At 70.5% G+C, this 17783-nt stretch carries 19 protein-coding genes; 3 read left to right on the forward strand and 16 right to left on the reverse strand.

What is annotated here, in order from left to right; translation table 11 throughout:
• Window positions 1–148: 148 nt before the first annotated feature.
• The 11 genes from C8E84_RS07365 to infA form a co-directional block, all read right to left on the reverse strand.
• A complete protein-coding gene (locus C8E84_RS07365; RefSeq protein ID WP_159900855.1) occupies window positions 149–559 on the reverse strand; it encodes an ester cyclase in 411 nt (136 codons plus the stop codon).
• A 61-nt stretch (window positions 560–620) separates the two neighbouring features.
• A complete protein-coding gene (locus tag C8E84_RS07370; protein WP_159900857.1) occupies window positions 621–2315 on the reverse strand; it encodes an ABC-F family ATP-binding cassette domain-containing protein in 1695 nt (564 codons plus the stop codon).
• Window positions 2316–2348: 33 nt separating this feature from the next.
• A complete protein-coding gene (locus tag C8E84_RS07375; protein ID WP_211675436.1) occupies window positions 2349–2708 on the reverse strand; it encodes a hypothetical protein in 360 nt (119 codons plus the stop codon).
• Window positions 2705–3571: a tRNA pseudouridine(38-40) synthase TruA gene (gene truA / locus C8E84_RS07380; RefSeq protein ID WP_159904609.1), complete on the reverse strand. Its 867-nt coding sequence runs from the start codon at window positions 3569–3571 to the stop codon at window positions 2705–2707. The genes C8E84_RS07375 and truA overlap by 4 nt, the downstream gene beginning before the upstream one ends.
• 213 nt (window positions 3572–3784) lie before the next feature.
• Entirely contained in the window at window positions 3785–4537 is a 753-nt protein-coding gene (gene rplQ / locus C8E84_RS07385) for a 50S ribosomal protein L17, sunset domain variant (protein ID WP_159900859.1), read from the reverse strand.
• 38 nt (window positions 4538–4575) lie between these two features.
• Entirely contained in the window at window positions 4576–5610 is a 1035-nt protein-coding gene (locus tag C8E84_RS07390; protein ID WP_159900861.1) for a DNA-directed RNA polymerase subunit alpha, read from the reverse strand.
• Between the two features lie 183 nt (window positions 5611–5793).
• Entirely contained in the window at window positions 5794–6402 is a 609-nt protein-coding gene (gene rpsD, locus C8E84_RS07395; RefSeq protein ID WP_159900870.1) for a 30S ribosomal protein S4, read from the reverse strand.
• Between the two features lie 35 nt (window positions 6403–6437).
• Entirely contained in the window at window positions 6438–6842 is a 405-nt protein-coding gene (gene rpsK, locus C8E84_RS07400) for a 30S ribosomal protein S11 (RefSeq protein ID WP_159900872.1), read from the reverse strand.
• A gap of 92 nt (window positions 6843–6934) precedes the next feature.
• Window positions 6935–7312, reverse strand: a complete 378-nt coding sequence (gene rpsM / locus C8E84_RS07405; protein ID WP_159900874.1) for a 30S ribosomal protein S13 — start codon at window positions 7310–7312, stop codon at window positions 6935–6937.
• Window positions 7313–7549: 237 nt separating this feature from the next.
• Window positions 7550–7663, reverse strand: coding sequence for a 50S ribosomal protein L36 (rpmJ, locus tag C8E84_RS07410; RefSeq protein WP_006592630.1), 114 nt, complete (start codon window positions 7661–7663; stop codon window positions 7550–7552).
• Between the two features lie 31 nt (window positions 7664–7694).
• Window positions 7695–7916 (reverse strand): translation initiation factor IF-1, encoded by a 222-nt coding sequence (gene infA, locus C8E84_RS07415; RefSeq protein WP_159900876.1) that lies wholly within the window; start codon window positions 7914–7916, stop codon window positions 7695–7697.
• A gap of 250 nt (window positions 7917–8166) precedes the next feature.
• Here infA and C8E84_RS07420 point away from each other — a divergent pair, with 250 nt between their 5' ends.
• The 3 genes from C8E84_RS07420 to C8E84_RS07430 are packed head-to-tail and all read left to right on the forward strand — an operon-like array spanning window position 8167 to window position 10536.
• A complete protein-coding gene (locus C8E84_RS07420; protein ID WP_159900878.1) occupies window positions 8167–8439 on the forward strand; it encodes an antitoxin in 273 nt (90 codons plus the stop codon).
• Window positions 8436–8852 (forward strand): type II toxin-antitoxin system VapC family toxin, encoded by a 417-nt coding sequence (locus C8E84_RS07425; RefSeq protein WP_159900880.1) that lies wholly within the window; start codon window positions 8436–8438, stop codon window positions 8850–8852. The genes C8E84_RS07420 and C8E84_RS07425 overlap by 4 nt, the downstream gene beginning before the upstream one ends.
• A gap of 52 nt (window positions 8853–8904) precedes the next feature.
• Complete coding sequence (locus C8E84_RS07430; RefSeq protein ID WP_159900882.1) at window positions 8905–10536, forward strand: CPBP family glutamic-type intramembrane protease; 1632 nt, start codon at window positions 8905–8907, stop codon at window positions 10534–10536.
• Between the two features lie 12 nt (window positions 10537–10548).
• Here the strand turns inward: C8E84_RS07430 and meaB are convergent, their stop codons facing one another.
• From meaB to C8E84_RS07455, 5 genes are all read right to left on the reverse strand, one after another.
• The gene (meaB, locus tag C8E84_RS07435; RefSeq protein WP_159900884.1) at window positions 10549–11553 is read right to left on the reverse strand and encodes a methylmalonyl Co-A mutase-associated GTPase MeaB; all 1005 of its coding nucleotides are present in this window, start codon (window positions 11551–11553) and stop codon (window positions 10549–10551) included.
• Window positions 11554–11563: 10 nt separating this feature from the next.
• On the reverse strand, window positions 11564–13762 hold the full coding sequence (gene scpA / locus C8E84_RS07440; RefSeq protein ID WP_159900886.1) for a methylmalonyl-CoA mutase: 2199 nt from the start codon (window positions 13760–13762) through the stop codon (window positions 11564–11566).
• The gene (locus C8E84_RS07445; RefSeq protein ID WP_159900888.1) at window positions 13759–15591 is read right to left on the reverse strand and encodes a methylmalonyl-CoA mutase family protein; all 1833 of its coding nucleotides are present in this window, start codon (window positions 15589–15591) and stop codon (window positions 13759–13761) included. The genes scpA and C8E84_RS07445 overlap by 4 nt, the downstream gene beginning before the upstream one ends.
• 186 nt (window positions 15592–15777) lie before the next feature.
• Complete coding sequence (gene map, locus C8E84_RS07450; protein WP_159900890.1) at window positions 15778–16632, reverse strand: type I methionyl aminopeptidase; 855 nt, start codon at window positions 16630–16632, stop codon at window positions 15778–15780.
• Between the two features lie 163 nt (window positions 16633–16795).
• Window positions 16796–17302, reverse strand: coding sequence for a hypothetical protein (locus C8E84_RS07455; protein WP_159900892.1), 507 nt, complete (start codon window positions 17300–17302; stop codon window positions 16796–16798).
• Between the last annotated feature and the right edge of the window lie 481 nt (window positions 17303–17783).

Consider the following 17783-nt stretch of genomic DNA (forward strand, 5'->3'; position numbering starts at 1 on the left):
ATGGGCGCACGGACGGCGTTGATCCACGCTGGACACTAGCTGCGTAAACGCTTCACATGAAGGGCTGAGGCACAGAACTTACGATTCCTTGACCATCACTTGGTGTTCGCGTGGGACGGCAGGGCCTCCTCGAGCGCGTCGGCACCGCTCAGATCAGGCCGAGCTGGCGCAGCAACGCCAGGTCGTCACCGATGATCCAGCGCTCGACGACCCGGCCGAGCGAGTCGAACCGGCGAAAGGTCATCGCCTCCCACGAGAGCGCGCGACCGGTCGGGGCGACACCCCGCAGCACACCCTGGTGGGTGCCCGTGTACCGCACCCGCACGGCGAGCAGGTCGTCCTCCGCGACGATGGCCTGCACCAGGGCCTGCACATCAGGTAGGGCACGGCGGATCTCCGTCAGTACCTCGCGATGACCCGCGACATCCGGGGTGACGTGATCGGGCAGCCCGTGCACCACGGCCCCGGGGGCGTAGATCGCGAGGTACCCGTCGAGGTCTGCGCGGTTGAGGGCGTTGACCGCGTCGAGCGTGCGGGCCTTGTTGAGCTGCGCGTCCATACCTGCGGTCTCCCGCTGCCCTGACGGGGCAACAAGGGCGAGGCGGTGTGAGGTCCGCCCCTCAGCGAGCTCTGCCGACGCGCCCCTCGTCCCACACCGGCTCGTCGCTGGCGACGACGCGACCGTCGGACCGGAACACGAGGAACCGGTCGAGCCCCCGCGCGAACCACCGATCGTGAGTGACCGCCAGCACGGTGCCCTCGAAGGCGGCCAGGGCGTCCTCGAGGGCCTCGGCCGAGTGCAGGTCGAGGTTGTCGGTCGGCTCGTCGAGCAGCAGCAGGGTCGCCCCCGAGAGCTCGAGGAGCAGGATCTGCAACCGCGCCTGCTGCCCACCGGACAACGTCTCGAAGGTCTGCTCGGACGCCTTTGCCAAGCCGTACCGGTCCAACGCGCGTGCGGCGACCTCACGCGGCATCCCGGCCCGGTGCTCGTCCCCGCGGTGGAGGATCTCGAGCAGGGTGCGCCCGTGCAGGCTGGCGTGGTCGTGCGTCTGGGCGAACCAGCCGGGACGCACCCGGGACCCGAGCACCACCCGTCCGGCGTGCTCCACCGGGGCGGGGCGGATGTCGCCCACCGGCTCGTGCTCGCGATCGGGGTCGCTGCCGCCGGCCGCGAGGAGCCGCAGGAAGTGCGACTTCCCCGAGCCGTTGCTCCCGAGAACACCGATGCGCTCACCGAACCAGATCTCGGCGTCGAAGGGCTTCATGAGCTGCGCGCCGTCAACGCGAAGTTCGAGCCCGGTCACCACCACCGCACGCTTGGCGGTGCGCCCACCGGTGAGTCGCATGGTGACCTTCTGCCGCAGCGGCACGGCCTCGGGCGGCCCGGCCTCCTCGAACTTGCGCAGCCTGGTCTCGGCGGCCTGCAGGCGTGAAGCGAGCCCGTCGTTGTACGCCGCCTTCTGCCGGTACATCAGCACGAGGGCCTTGATCTTCGCGTGCTCCTCGTCCCATCGCCGCAGCAGCTCATCGAGCCGGTCGTTGCGGTCGGACCGGGCCTGGTCGTACGTCGTGAACCGCCCGGGGTGCACCCACACGGTGTTGCCACCGTGGCTGGGCTCCAGGGTCACGATCCGCGTCGCCACCCGGTCGAGCAGCTCACGGTCGTGGCTGACGAACAGCACGGTCTTCGGCGACTCGATGAGGCGTTCCTCGAGCCAGCGCTTGGCCGGGACGTCAAGGTAGTTGTCCGGCTCGTCGAGCACGAGCACCTCCTCGGGCCCGCGCAGCAGCGACTCGAGCACGAGGCGCTTCTGTTCCCCGCCCGACAGCGTCGACACCTTGCGCCACTGGGCGCGCTCGAACGCGGTGCCGATGGCCGCCACGGTGCACACGTCCCAGTGGGTCTCCCACTCGTACCCACCGACGTCACCCCAGTCGGCGAGCGCCTGCGCGTACGCGAGCTGGTCGGCCTCGGAGTCCCGCTCCATCATCATCAGCTCGGTGCGGTCGATCTCGGCGGCCGCGAGGCGAACCGCCTCCGGGGCCACCGACACGAGCAGGTCACGCACGGTGGTGTCGTCGCGCACCTTGCCGATGAACTGCCGCATGACCCCGAGACCGCCGCTGCGCGTCACCGCCCCGTCGGATGCCGTGAGGTCGCCGGCGAGGATGCGCAGCAGGGTGGTCTTCCCGGTGCCGTTCGGACCGATCAGGGCGACCTTGGCACCCTCCCCCACCCGGAAGGTGACGTCACGCAACAGTTCACGCCCGTCGGGGAGGGCGAAGCACACGGAGTTCACGTCGAGATGGCCCACGAGGGACCAGTGTCCACGACGCAGGCCGCTGCCTCACCCGAGTTTCGCTGCCAGGTGCGCCGAGCGCGCCGTGAAGACGGCCAGGACCAGCAGCGGCAGGGTGGATGCCGTGACGATCTCCCAGCCGTGGGTCAGCTGGTGGCGCACCGTCGACCAGCTGGGGCGGTGCCCCTCGTGGATGCGCTCGGCCACGATGCGCGCGTACCGCTCAGCGCCCCAGTACACCATCAGCGTGATGAGGACCGCCACGATCACCTTGCCGGCGGAGTCCGCGTGCGAGGCCGACATGACGGCCGAGCTGACGATGACTCCGTAGATGCCGGCCGCGGTCGCCTCCTGGTTGCCACCGGTGACGTGCGGCCTGGGGCACCGAGGGAGTCCAGCCGGAGTCATTGGGCTTCGGGGGGTCCTTCGAGCTGTTCCGCGGGCAGTTCTCGACGTGATCGTGCCATGTCGGCGCGGCTGGCGAGGTCGGCATCCGCGGGGTACACCACCTCCTCGAGGGACAGCCCGTGCGCGGGCATCACCCGAACCCGCGGGTCTCGCGCTCCCCCGGCGAGCACCGCGGCGGGCACCCCGACGTCGAGCCGGCCCTCACCCACCGGAACCACGGCCCCGACGAGCGCCCGCACCATGCTGTGGCAGAAGGCGTCCGCCACCACCGAGCCGGCGATGACACCGTCGGCACCGCGCTCCCACCGGTAGTCCAGCAGGGTGCGAACCGTGGACGCCCCCTCCCGGCGACGACAGAAGGCCGCGAAGTCGTGCAGGCCGAGCAGCGACCCGGCGGCCCGGTCCATGCGCTCCACGTCGAGCGGGCCGCGCACGAGCACGGTGTCGTGGCGTCGCAGCGGGTCCATCCGAGCCGCGTCGTCCCACACCCGGTAGAGGTAGCGGCGGCGTAGCGCGGAGAACCGGGCATCGAAGCCGTCGGGAGCGCGGGTCACGCTCCGGATCGCGATGTCGGGGGGCAGGATGCCGCGCAGCCGGCTCGCGGCCGCCTCCTCCGCAGGGCGGGCGGACCGCCCCCGGACGGCATCCCAGACCTCCTCCTCGACGTCCGCGTGGGCGACCTGGCCGCGCGCGTGCACCCCGGCATCCGTGCGTCCGGCGACGACGAGGCGCACCGGCTCGGCGCTGCGCAGGATCGTCGTGAGCGCCTCGGCGAGCGTCCCCTCCACGGTGCGCCGACCCGGCTGGGCCGCCCAGCCGGAAAACGCCGTCCCGTCGTAGGACAGGTCGATCCGGATCCGCAGGGTCACCGCGCCAGCGTAGTCCGCGTGGCGCCGGGACGACGCCCGCCACCCCTTCCCGACCTTTCCTGCGAGATGCCGGGCAACACGCCGCTGATGATTGTTACGAGCGGGCGCCTGCAGGAAAGGTCAGGGACACCGGAACGGCCCCCTCCCGCTGTGGGAGAGGGCCGTTCACGGCATCCGGCGTCACCGCCGGCTGGTCGATCAGGGCGATCAGGCCTCGTCGACGTCCTGCTTGTCGGCGCCACCGGCCGGCTTGAAGCCAGCGGCCTCAGCGGCGTCGGCGTCCTTGAACCAGAACTCGGCGATCGTCTGGTCGTACCACTGCGAACCCTCGACGTGGTACAGCCCGGAGTCGGCGTTGCCCTTGACGGTGTAGCCGTCGGGGCCGGTGCCGTCCTCGCCTGCAGCCTCTGCGCCCTCGGGGAGGGACACGGCCGCCGCCGGCGCGGATGCCGGGGTGTCGGTCGCGTTGTCGTCGAGGGTCAGTTCGGCGACGTCCTCGGCCTTCGCGGAGTCAGCCTTCTTGGCGTCGTCCTTCTTGGCGGAGTCCTTGGCCGCACGCTTGGTGGCAGCCTCTGCCTCCTTGACGGTGGCCTTCTTGGCGACGGGCTCGCGAACGAGCTCGATGACCGCCATGGGGGCGTTGTCACCCTTGCGGGCGCCGATCTTGGTGATGCGGGTGTAGCCGCCGTTGCGCTCGGCCATGTCGGGACCGATCTCGACGAAGAGACGGTGCACGACACCCTTGTCGCGGATGACCGTCATCACCCGGCGACGGGCGTGGAGGTCACCACGCTTGGCGAAGGTGATGAGGCGCTCGGCGAGGGGGCGCAGGCGCTTGGCCTTGGCTTCGGTCGTGGTGATGGAGTCGTGCTCGAAGAGCGAGGTCGCGAGGTTCGCGAGGATGAGCCGCTCGTGAGCGGGACCGCCTCCGAGACGGGGACCCTTGGTGGGGGTGGGCATTGCTGTTCTCCTTGGTCAGTACGCCGGGGAAGGCGTGGTCAGAGCTGCTCGTCCTCGGCGTACGCCGCGTCGTCCTCGCCCTCACCGAAGGTGAAGTCGTCGTACCGGTCGGCGATGAGGCTGGGGTCGAATCCGGGGGGGCTGTCCTTGAGGGCCAGGCCCATGCCGTCGAGCTTGGCCTTGACCTCGTCGATCGACTTCGCACCGAAGTTGCGGATGTCGAGCAGGTCGGCCTCGCTGCGCCCCACGAGCTCACCCACGGTGTGGATGCCCTCACGCTTGAGGCAGTTGTAGGACCGCACCGTGAGGTCGAGGTCCTCGATCGGCAGGGCCAGGTCGGCGGCGAGCGCGGCGTCGGTCGGCGAGGGGCCCATGTCGATGCCCTCGGCCTCGACGTTGAGCTCACGGGCCAGGCCGAAGAGCTCGACGAGGGTCTTGCCGGCGGACGCGAGCGCGTCGCGCGGAGCCATCGAGTTCTTGGTCTCGACGTCGACGACCAGGCGGTCGAAGTCGGTGCGCTGCTCGACACGGGTGGCCTCGACCTTGTAGGTCACGGTCAGGACCGGCGAGTAGATGGAGTCGATCGGGATACGACCGATCTCCTGGTCGCCCGACTTGTTCTGCTGCGCCGAGACGTAGCCGCGACCGCGCTCGACGGTGAGCTCCATCTCGACGGTGCCCTTGTCGTTCAGGGTCGCGATGTGCAGGTCGGCGTTGTGGATCTCGACACCGGCCGGGGGCGCGATGTCAGCTGCGGTGACGGCGCCTGCGCCCTGCTTGCGCAGGTACATCACGACGGGCTCGTCGTGCTCGCTGGAGACGACCAGGCCCTTGACGTTGAGGATGATCTCGGTGACGTCCTCCTTGACCCCGGGGATCGTGGAGAACTCGTGGAGCACACCGTCGATGCGGATGCTCGTGACCGCGGCACCCGGGATGCTCGAGAGCAGGGTGCGACGCAGGGAGTTGCCGAGCGTGTAGCCGAAGCCGGGCTCGAGGGGCTCGATGGCGAAACGGCTCCGGTTCTCGGAGACGACGTCCTCGGAGAGGACGGGACGCTGTGCGATGAGCACGGTGATTCTTCCTTCCCACGGGCGACCGCTATATGACGCCTCGTGATGCCGGGCTCAGGGCCCGGCGGCGCAGCACACCTCTTTCCGTGTGCCAGCCACCCCTGCGACCGGGGCCGCCCGCTCACAGTGAGCGGACGGCATCCGGCGCGCGGGGGGATTCCGGGGGGCGGAGCCCCTTGGAGGTTAGTTCTTGGAGTAGAACTCGACGATGAGCTGCTCGGTGAGCACCGTGTCGATCTGGGCCCGCGTCGGCAGCTGGTGGATGAGGATCTGCAGCGAGCCCGGGACGACCTGGAGCCAGGCCGGGACGGGACGCTCGCCGTAGGTCTCACGCGCCACCTGCAGGGGGAGCGTCTCGACCGACTGCTTGCGCACGGTGATGATGTCGTACTGCTCGACCCGGTACGAGGGCACGTCGACGCGCACGCCGTTGACCTCGAAGTGGCCGTGCGTCACGAGCTGACGCGCCTGGCGGCGGGTGCGGGCCAGGCCCGCGCGGTAGATGACGTTGTCGAGACGGGACTCGAGGATCGTCAGGATGTTCTCACCGGTCTTGCCGGGGCGGTTCGCCGCTTCCTTGTAGTAGCGGCGGAACTGCTTCTCCATGACGCCGTAGGTGAAGCGAGCCTTCTGCTTCTCCTGCAGCTGGGTGAGGTATTCCTTCTCCTGGATCCGGCGACGGCCGTGCTGGCCGGGCGGGAAGGGACGCAGGTCGAAGTTCTTGTCGCCGCCGACGAGGTCGGTCTTGAGCCGGCGCGACTTCTTGGTGATGGGTCCGGTGTAACGGGCCATGTCTCTCTCTTACCTTTCGCGAAGTCTCGTGGCGCTCAGACGCGGCGGCGCTTGGGCGGGCGAACACCGTTGTGCGGGCTCGGGGTGACGTCCTGGATCGAACCGACCTCGAGGCCGGCAGCGGTCAGGGAACGGATGGCGGTCTCACGACCGGAACCCGGGCCCTTGACGAAGACGTCCACCTTGCGCATGCCGTGCTCCATGGCGCGGCGTGCGGCAGCCTCGGCCGCGGTCTGCGCGGCATACGGCGTGGACTTGCGCGAACCCTTGAAGCCCACCTGGCCGGCAGAGGCCCAGGCGATGACGGCCCCGGTGGGGTCGGTGATCGAGATGATCGTGTTGTTGAACGTGCTCTTGATGTGGGCCTGGCCCACTGCGACGTTCTTCTTCTCCTTGCGGCGCACCTTCTTGGCGCCCGCCGTACGGCCCTTGGGAGGCATGTGCTCTCTTTCCTACGAAGTCTTCGGGTTTGGCGCGAGCGCAGCGAGCTCGGCGCAGTACCGGGGGATTCCGGGGGCGGAGCCCCCGGAGGTCACTTACCGGCCTTCTTCTTGCCGGCCACGGTGCGCTTGGGGCCCTTGCGGGTACGCGCGTTGGTCTTGGTGCGCTGGCCGCGAACGGGCAGCCCACGACGGTGACGCAGGCCCTCGTAGGACCCGATCTCCACCTTGCGGCGGATGTCCGACTGCACCTCACGGCGCAGGTCACCTTCGACCTTGAGGTTGTCGTCGATCCAGTCGCGCAGCTTGACGAGCTCCTCGTCAACGAGGTCCTTCACGCGGGTGTTCGGGTTGACCCCGGTGGCCGCGAGAGCCTTCTGTGCGCTGGTCCGACCAACTCCGAAGATGTAGGTCAGTGCGACCTCGACGCGCTTCTCGCGCGGGAGGTCCACTCCAACTAGACGTGCCATCTGAGGATGGTTTCCTTTTCTGGGTGTCCGGAGGTCTGGCGCAGCCACCGGTCCGGCCCATCCTGGTCCGGTCCTCGGCCTCCGGGCCGAGGGTGACATCCCGTGCCCACCTGCGAGTTCCAGGTGACCCAGCGGGGGTCGGGTGCTGCGTGCTTCATCGTGGTGCGTGTGCTCGAAGTCCGGGGACTCGTGCGGCCTCTGTCGAGGCGGTGATGCTGAGGATCAGGGTGACGTGCGTCAGCCCTGGCGCTGCTTGTGGCGCAGGTTCTCGCAGATCACCATGACCCGGCCGTTGCGGCGGATCACCTTGCACTTGTCACAGATCTTCTTGACGCTCGGCTGAACCTTCATGTCGCCTTTGCTGTCTTGTCGAGGTGTGGATTTAGCGGTAGCGGAAGACGATGCGGCCGCGGGTCAGGTCGTAGGGGCTGAGCTCCACCACCACGCGGTCCTCGGGGAGGATCCGGATGTAGTGCTGGCGCATCTTCCCTGAGATGTGCGCGAGAACCTTGTGACCGTTCGTGAGCTCAACCCGAAACGATGCGTTCGGAAGTGCTTCGACGATCGTTCCCTCGATCTCGATGACGCCGTCCTTCTTGGCCATACCCTCTCAATCCGCCGTTGGGCGACTCTTTCGTTGAGTCGAACCGCCCATGGAAATCGGCCTCGTGCTGCTCTCGCAGGCTTGCACCCATGCTCGAACGCACACGTGACCGACGCTCAAGACTACGGGAAGGGCGCCCCAAGGGCGAAATCGCCCGGATGCCGTCCACGTTCGCCTCCCCCGCCACGTCCGCTTCTGGTCGCGGAAACCTGCACCTGCACATGTCCCTGCGCAGGTCTACAGTAGGTCCATGTCCACTCTCGAGCGCCGCCTGCACGTCCTCATCGACCAGGAGCGCCACGCCCGGTTGACGGAGGAGTCCAAGCGCACCGGCCGCTCCGTCGGCGACATCGTGCGCTCGGCCATCGACCTGCACTTCGACGAGGAGCGTGACCGGGCCCGGCGGGCGGCGGCAGCCCGTTTCCTGCTCGCCACGGCCGACACCGGCGACGGGCCCGGCGAGACGTGGGACGAGATGCTCGACGCCCGTGCTCGGGACATCGAGGAGATGCTCGAGACATGAGCGCGCCCCTCGCCTTCCTGGACACCTCGGTCTTCCTCACTGCCCTGGGCGAGCACCCGAACACATCAGCCTGTCGGGCCCTGCTTCGACGGGCGGCAAACGGCCACCTGTCCATCCACACGGCCGCCGAGTGCCTCCAGGAAGTGGTCTTCCACAGGATGCGTGTGGGTCCCCGCGCGCCGGCGGTCGCCCACCTTCGAGCGATCCGAGACCTGTGCGTGGTTCACCCGATGGACGACCTCGTTCTCGATCGGGCCACGGACCTGTTGGCCTCCACGCAAGCGCGCGGTCGCGATGCGTTCATCGCCGCGACGGCCCTGCTCGCCGGGTTCGACGCCGTCGTCACCACCGACGACCGCTTCGTCGAGGTGCCCGGTCTGCGCCGCGTCCACCCCCGCGACGTCGCTGCCTGACGGGCACGCCAACCATTCAGGACGCGGCGGCGGTGACGCATAGGGTGACCGGGTGAGTGTGCGCATCGCCATCATCGGCGACCTCAACCCGTCCTCCGCCAGCCACCAGGAGCTCGAGGCCGCGAGGGCCGTGCTCGGCCCCGACGTCGAGACGGTCTGGATCGGCACGACCGACCCCCGCATCGACCGCCTCGCCGAGATGGGGCTAGACGGGGTCTGGCTCGCTCCCGGTTCCCCCTATGCCGACGACGCCGCAGTGCTGCGAGCGATCCGCTGGGCGCGTGAGCACGGCATCCCCTTCCTCGGCACGTGCGGCGGGTTGCAGTACGCGGTCATCGAGTTCTCCCGCACCGTGCTGGGCTGGCACGCGACCCATGCCGAGGTCGACGGCGTCGGGGCGACCAACGCCGTGGCTCCGCTCGCGTGCAGCCTGCAGGGCCAGGAGCGCACGGTCACTCCCGTCCCCGGCACCCGCTTCGCGAACCTCGTCGGCGGGCAGCCGTTCGTCGGCGTGCACTACTGCGACTACGGGCCCACCGAGGAGACCGTTCGGGCGCTCACCCAGCACGGCTGGGTCGTCGAGGCCACCGCACCCGACGCACCCGTCGAGGTGCTCAGCCTGTGGAACCACCCCTTCTTCGTCCTCTCGTTGTTCCAGCCGCAGATCGGCGCGCTCACCGGTCGTTCGCCGCATCCCCTGCTGTTCGCGTTCGTCGACGTCGCCCGTCAGCACGCGCGCGAGCGGGAGTGGGCGGACGCCGTGAGCGGGCAGCAACGCGCTCTCGCCGCGGCCGAGGCCGAGCCCCGCCCGTACGTGCACCAGATGCGCGGCCCGCGCCACCGCTGGTGGCGCCCCCTGCTGGCCGGCCTCGTCGGCATCGTCAGCCTGATCGTCATGGGGCTCGTGCTCACGGCGGTCTTCTGGGCGGCGGGGTGGACGATGCCCTTGACCGTCGATGACCTGGCGACCGACCCGTGGGGCACCCTCTACGGCAACCTCGGCCTCGCCCTGCTGATCCCGGCGACGATGCTGGCCCTGTGGGTGGGACACCGCCGCAGCCCAGGTCGGGTGTTCTCGGTGGCGGGCCGCTTCCGGTGGGGGTGGGCGATGTGGTGCACAGCGGTGGTGCTGCCGATCTGGGCGCTCTATCTGGGGGCGTCGTGGGTGATCTTCGGCCAGGAGAACCTCGGCCGGGCCGACCAGTGGGTCGGGCTCGTCGCCGTCACCCTGCTCACCACCCCCCTGCAGGCTGCCGGGGAGGAGGTCGCCTTCCGCGGTGGGCTGGTGCAGAGCATCGGGTCGTGGTTCCGCTCCCCCGTGGTCGCCCTCGCCGTCACGACCGTGCTGTCGACGGCGGCCTTCGCCCTGGCGCACGGGTCGCTCGACCCGTGGATCCTGCTCGAGCTCGGGTCGCTGGCCTTCTTCGGCTGCTACCTGGCGTGGCGCACCGGCGGGCTCGAAGCCGTCATCGTCATCCACGTCATCAACAACATCCTCATCATGGTCACCGGGTCGCTGTTCGGTGGCTTGGCGGAGTCCTACGTCGACGGGACCAGCGAGGGTTCGCCGGTCTCGGCCGTGCTCAACCTCGTCGTCACCGCGGCGACGACGGCGGTGCTGGTGTGGCTCGCTCGGCGTCGCGGCATCGCCCCCGCAGGGTGGCTCACTCCCGCTCGCGGCTGAGAGCGAAGCGAGTCAGTCCCGGTCCACTCGCAGGTCGGCCGTGAGGAGCTCGAGGATTCGTGCACCGCCGTCGACCGCGCTCAGGTCGCCGGCGCGCACGGCCTGCTCGATCTGCTCACGCTGCGCGTGAACCGACGGCGTCTGTCGCGCCAGGTCCTGCAGGTGGGCGTCCACCATCGCCCACATCCAGTCCTGCTGCTGCTGCGCGCGCCGCGCCTCCAGCGATCCTTCGGACTCCAGGTGGGCCCGGTGCCCGAGCACCGCCTCCCACACCTCGTCGAGCCCGGCGCCGGTCAGGGCCGAGCAGGTCAGCACCGGGGGTCGTCGAGTGGCAGCGCCCGGCATCATCAGTCGCATCGCCCCGGCGAGCTCGCGAGCGGCCACCCGCGCCGGCCCCTCGCCGTCGCCGTCGGCCTTGTTCACGGCGATGACGTCGGCCAGTTCGAGGATGCCGCGCTTGATGCCTTGCAACTGGTCGCCAGCCCGCGCCAGGGTCAGCAGCAGGAACGTGTCGACCATCTCCGAGACGGCGATCTCGTTCTGCCCCACCCCCACCGTCTCGACGATGATGACGTCGTAGCCGGCAGCCTCGAGCACGAGCATCGACTCGCGCGTCGCCCGGGCCACTCCGCCGAGGTGGCGCCCCGACGGGCTGGGCCGCACGAACGCGCCCTCGCGTGACGCGAAGGCCGCCATCCTCGTGCGGTCACCGAGGATCGATCCGCCCGTACGGCGGCTCGAGGGGTCGACCGCGACGACGGCGACGCGGTTGCCGCGGTCGAGCAGACGGCATCCCATGGCGTCGATGAAGGTCGACTTCCCGGCCCCGGGTACGCCGCTGATGCCGACGCGAACCGCCGACCCGGTGGATGCCGTGAGCTCGCGGATCAGCGCGCCGGCGGCCTCGCGGTGGTCGGCACGGGTGGACTCCACCAGCGTGATCGCCCGGGCGATGTGCGCCCGCGACCCCGAGCGGACCGCCTCCGCGAGCGCGGCGACGTCGACTGCAGTGGGCACGCCCGCGAGCCTAGGCGCCGGAGGACTCGGCTGCCGCCAACCGCTCGCGCAGGTCGCCGATGAGGTCGATCGCCGCCGTGCTGATGACCGTGCCGGGCGGGTAGATCGCGTCCGCCCCGGATGCCCGCAGCGCCTCGAAGTCCTGCGTGGGGATGACACCGCCGACGACGATCATCAGGTCCTCACGGCCCAGTGCGTCGAGCTCGTGGCGCAGCGCCGGAACGAGCGTGAGGTGTCCGGCCGCGAGCGAACTGACGCCGACGACGTGCACGTCGGCCTCGACGGCCTGGCGCGCGACCTCGGCCGGCGTCTGGAACAGCGGGCCCACGTCGACGTCGAACCCGAGGTCGGCGAAGGCGGTGGCGATGACCTTCTGGCCGCGGTCGTGGCCGTCCTGGCCCATCTTCGCGACGAGGATGCGCGGGCGGCGGCCCTGCTCGGCCTCGAACTCCTCGACCAGTGCCTGGGCACGCAGCACGCTCTCGTCCTGACCTGCCTCGGCGCTGTACACGCCACCGATCGTCCGGATCTGCGCGGTGTACCGGCCGAACACCTCCTCCATCGCCGCCGACATCTCCCCCACCGTCGCCTTGGCGCGAGCAGCATCGATGGCGAGGGCGAGCAGGTTCGTGGCGAGCGTGCCGTCCGAACCCGAGCGAGCGGCATCCGTCATCCTCGCGAGCGCAGCGCGGGTGGCGGCCTCGTCGCGCTCAGCCCGCAGGCGCTCGAGCTTGGCGACCTGGCTCGCCCGCACGGCGGCGTTGTCGACCTTGAGCACCTCGATCGGCTCGTCCTCGTCGACCGGGTAGCGGTTGACGCCGATGACCGGCTGCTGCCCCGAGTCGATGCGCGCCTGGGTGCGGGCCGCGGCCTCCTCGATGCGCATCTTCGGGATGCCGGCCTCGATCGCCTTCGCCATGCCACCGGCCGCCTCGACCTCCTCGAGGTGCTCCCATGCGCGGCGCGCGAGGTCGTGGGTGAGGCGCTCGACGTAGGCCGACCCCGCCCACGGGTCGATGACCCGGGTCGTGCCCGACTCCTGCTGGAGCACCAGCTGGGTGTTGCGGGCGATGCGCGCCGAGAAGTCGGTCGGCAACGCGATGGCCTCGTCGAGGGCGTTGGTGTGCAGGCTCTGGGTGTGGCCCTGGGTCGAGGCCATCGCCTCGACGCACGTGCGCACGACGTTGTTGAACACGTCCTGCGCCGTCAGGGACCAGCCCGAGGTCTGGCTGTGCGTGCGCAGGCTGAGCGACTTCGGGTTGGTGGCGCCCTGGTCCTTGACCAGTCGCGCCCACAGCAGGCGGGCGGCCCGCATCTTGGCCACCTCCATGAAGAAGTTCATGCCGATGGCCCAGAAGAACGACAGCCTGGGGGCGAACACGTCGACGTCCAGGCCCACGGCCTTGCCCGCGCGCAGGTACTCCACCCCGTCCGCCAGCGTGTAGGCCAGCTCGAGGTCCTGCGTGGCCCCGGCCTCCTGCATGTGGTACCCGGAGATGGAGATCGAGTTGAACCGCGGCATCTTCTGGCTCGTGAACGCGAAGATGTCGCTGATGATCCGCATCGAGGGCTCGGGCGGGTAGATGTAGGTGTTGCGGACCATGAACTCCTTGAGGATGTCGTTCTGGATGGTCCCGGTCAGCTGCTCGGGCGCCACCCCCTGCTCCTCAGCGGCGACGACGAACAGCGCGAGGATCGGGATGACCGCCCCGTTCATCGTCATCGACACCGACATCTGGTCCAGCGGGATGCGGTCGAACAGGGTGCGCATGTCGTAGATCGAGTCGATCGCCACCCCGGCCATGCCGACGTCTCCCGTCACCCGCGGGTGGTCGGAGTCGTAGCCGCGGTGGGTGGCCAGGTCGAAGGCGACGGACAAGCCCTTCTGGCCGGCCGCGAGGTTGCGCCGGTAGAACGCGTTCGACTCCTCGGCGGTGGAGAACCCGGCGTACTGGCGGATGGTCCACGGCTGCGTCGTGTACATCGTCGGGTAGGGGCCGCGCAGGTAGGGCGGTGCACCCGGCACGGTGTCGAGGAAGTCGAGCCCGGCGAGGTCGGCCTCGGTGTAGAGCGGCTTCACCGGAACCTGCTCCGGGGTGAGCCACACCTCCCCCGAGGGCTGGGCGTCGTCGGCTGCGGCGGCCGCGGTCCCCCCGGTCGGCTCAGCCGCACCGAGGTCGACGGTGGTGAAGTCGGGGACGGCGCTCATCGGGAACCTTCCGTGGTGGTGCCGGCATCACGTGGCGGGGTGAGGCGGTCGAGCACGTCGGAGAGGAATGCCACGACGTCGATGCCGTCGTGCACCTCGCCGTCGACGGCACCCGCGCTGGCGCCGAGCTCGCTGGCCCGGCCTGCGACGAGGACGGTGTCGACCCCGGCGGCACGCAGCGCCTCGATCGCCGACGCCCCGTGCTCGGCGTAACCGGCACGGCTGGACGCCAGGATGGCGACCTTCGCCCCCTCCTGCACGGCGGATATCCCTCCGGCGGCGAGCAGGTTGGTGACGAACGCCTGTCGTGCACCGAAGTCCCGGCGGGTGCCGAGGGTGTGGACGACGACCGCAGGCCCGCCCAGCTCTCGGGCCCGGTCACGAAGTGCCTCGTATGCCGTCGCGTCGCGTCGCGGGGCGAACCCACCTGCCGCGGTGGGCAGATGCACCCGGGGGCGCTGGTCGGGGGTGACCTCCCCGACCAGCGGGAACATCGAGACACCCGTGAGGGGACGCGACCGGGTGGCGAGGTCGCGGTCGCGCTGCACCACGGCATCCGCGACCCAGGAGGCGAAGAGGCCGTCGGCGAGCGCCTGAACCGCGCCACCGGAGGCCTCGATCTGTCGGAAGCGGGCCCAGACGGCGCTGGCCACGTCGTCGGTGAGCGACTCGAGGTACCACGACCCACCCCCGGGGTCGGTGACCCGGGCGACGTTGGCCTCGTCGGCCAGCAGGATCTGGGTGTTGCGGGCGAGTCGGCGGCCGAGGCGCTCGGGCAGGCCGAGCACGGTGTCGAACGGCAGCACGGTGATGGCGTCGGCACCACCGATCGAGGCGCCGAACGTGGCGAGGGTGCTGCGCAGGACGTTGACCCACGGGTCCTCACGGGTGAACATCCGCAGGCTCGTAACCGCGTGGGTGCGCGCACCGCGGACGGCCTCGGGGACGCCACTCGCCTCGCCGACGCGGGCCCACACCCGGCGCAGGGCCCGCAGGGCCGCGGCGGTCAGGAACTGGTCGGCGCTGGCCCCGACGCGGAACTCGATCTGGTCGAAGGCCTGCGCGGGCGTGATGCCGGCGGCCTCCAGGTGACGCACGTACGCGACACCCGTGGCGACGGCCGCGGCGAGGGCGTCGACGTCGGTGGCGCCCGCGTCGTGCAGCACCGTGGCGTCGACGGTGACGGCGCGCCAGCCCGGGCGGTCCGCAGCAGCCCGGACGAGGTCGGCCAAGGGGGCGAGATCGGGCGCGGTGCCGAGGCGGGCGGCGGAGCCGACCGGGTCGAGGCCGAGGATGCCCCCGACGCTGGACCGGTCTGCGACGTGGTCGAGCAGGGCCTGGGCGGCCTCGACCTGGTGGGTGACCGAGGACACGACGACCGGGGCGAGGTCGAGGCGCACGTCCGCGAGCGCCTCGGGCAGGTCCGCGACGGCGACCCCGTCGTCCCCCACGTGCAGCCAGACCGAGGTCACGCCGTGCTCGAGGTCGTCGAGGACGGCAGCCCGGGTCACGGCGACGTCGGGGTCGTCGTGGCGCTGACGGACGTCCCAGGGCGCGGAGGCGTCGCGCACCGCGCGACCGCGCGTGAACGGCATCCGACCGGGTGCGCCGAGTGCACGATCCTCACGCAGGTAGACGGCATCCACCTCGAGCCCACCCTCGAGGTGGCGACGCAGGGCCTGCTCGGCGGCGGCACCGTCGAGGTGCGCGTCGGGCGCGCGTCCCTTGTTCAGCACGGCCGCGACCATGCGCTGCCAGTCCTCGCGGGTCTGCTCGGGGAAGCCTGCGGCGAGATCGATGGTGCTCGGCACGGCGGACGGATCCGACATCGTGCTCCCTTCCCGACGGTGGGCGGGGCCGCGAGACGGGCCCCGCACGCCACCCTAACGGCGTCGCGGCGGGGGGTCAGCGAGAGATCGGGCACACCGCGAGGGTGTGCGGTCGGCGGGTTCGAGTCGTCGGCGAACGGCCGGGTGGGTGGGCCGAGTGCCCGGTCGTGCGGGGTCGTGCGACGGTCAGGCGGGGTCGATCGCGGCGAACGGTGCGCCCATGGCAGCCAGTCGCTGCGCGCCACCGTCGATCGCGGTGAGCACGCACAACCCGGCGGAGGTCGCGGCGATCGAGTGCTCCCAGTGGGCGGCGCGCGACCGGTCGTTGGTGGCGACGGTCCACTGGTCGTCGAGCACGTGGTTGTCCTGCTCACCGAGGGTGACCATCGGCTCGATGCAGATCGTCGTACCCTCGACGACCTTCGGGCCCTTGCCCGAGACCCGGTAGTTCGGGACGTTGGGGTCCATGTGCATCGACGTGCCGATGCCGTGGCCCACGTAGTCCTCGACGATGCCGTACTCCCAGCCGCGCTCCTCCCCCGAGGCGGTGAGACTGTCCTCGACGGCGGCGCCGACGGCGTACAGGCTCTGCCCGACGCGCAGGGCGGCGATGCCGGCCCACAGTGAGGTCTCGGTGTCGTCGATGAGGGCGAGGTCCTGGGCAGAGCCGGCCTCGCGACCGCCGACGATCACGCTGATGGCGGCGTCGCCGTTCCATAGGCCAACCTGGGCGCCGCAGTCGATGGAGAGCACGTCACCCTCCTTCAGCACTCGCGAGCCAGGCATGCCGTGGACGATCTCGTCGTTGACGCTCGTGCACAGGGTGTGGCGGTAGCCGGGCACGAGCTGGAAGTTGGGGATGCCGCCGTGGTCGCGGATGTGCGTCTCGGCCAACGTGTCGAGGTCGAGCGTCGTCATGCCCGGGCGGACCGCGGCGGCCACCACCTCGAGCGTGCGGCCGACGAGGAGACCGGCGGTGCGCATGCCGGCGAGCTGCTCGGGGTTCTTGCCCTCGCAGCGGTCACGGTTGAAAAGACCCATGCGCGAAACCCTACCTGCGGCCTCGGCACGCCCCCGACCATCTCCCCCGACCAGTCGAGAGTAGGCGAATCGCCGTCACCGGCTCTGCCTGCACGGCGATTCGCCTACTCTCGACTGGCGGAACTGAGCGGTCGGGGCCGGGCTGGAACGGTGGAGGGACCCGTCAGTCGAGAATGAGGGATGCCGGGTCGAGCTCGAGCGCGTTCGCGAAGCTCAGGAGCGTGGTCCGGCGACGAGCGCCGTGGCGGGTGTCCTCGCTCCACAGGTCCTTGACTCGCCACATGTTGTCCTCCAGCAGCTGGCGGCGGAACGAGTCGATGCTCGCCTGTGCGGGGTCGGCATGGTCCCGGCCCTGGTACTCACCGACCACTCGCTGCGCGCGCCACACGAGATCACCTTCCGCGAGCCAACCACCCTGGAGGTCCGTCAAGGGCGCGTTGACCTCTGGCTCGGGGAAGCCCGCGAAGACGAACATGAGCCTGGCCCGGCTCTCCATCGGAGACCGAACGCGGTGCCGGACCAGGGCCAGGGCCTGACGCAGGACCACGGCACCGCGCGGACGCACCCGGCCCTTCAGCGTCCGCTCCAGAATGGTCCGACCGACCGGCTTGGAGAACCTCGCGTCCAGCTGCGCGACCACCGCGTCCCCCGCGACGACGAGATCGGTCAAGGAGAGTGACCCCCTGGGCAGCTCGCCGAGATCACACCAGGTGTCCGCGAGATCAACGACGGTCAGGCCCGTGCCGTGTGGCGTCGCGACCGCACGGAGTTCAAGCCCCCGGTGGCCCCGGACCCCATCCCGGGTCGACATGCCGTCGTCCGTCCGTGCGATCACGTCGACCGTCGCGTCGAGCGCACCTGCACACTGTTCGATGGTGAAGGGCAGCGGGATTCCCACAGGACCGCAGCCGTGAGGTGCGAGAACGCACGACCATCGGGCATCGCCACCTGGAAGGCGGCAAGCCGCTGCACCAACGAGTCAGCACTGACCAGCGCGTGCGCTCCGTGCGTCGGGTGCACGAGATCCAAGCGCCGGAGCCGCGAGGGCGCGACGCCGAACACTCGGGACTGAGCCGTCGAGAACGGCCCGGGCCCGAGTCCGTCCGGCAGTGGGGAGGCTCGCATGGTGCTGACAGCCTCACGGATGCCGC

This window comes from Ornithinibacter aureus, assembly GCF_009858245.1.
GTDB lineage: Bacteria > Actinomycetota > Actinomycetes > Actinomycetales > Dermatophilaceae > Fodinibacter > Fodinibacter aureus.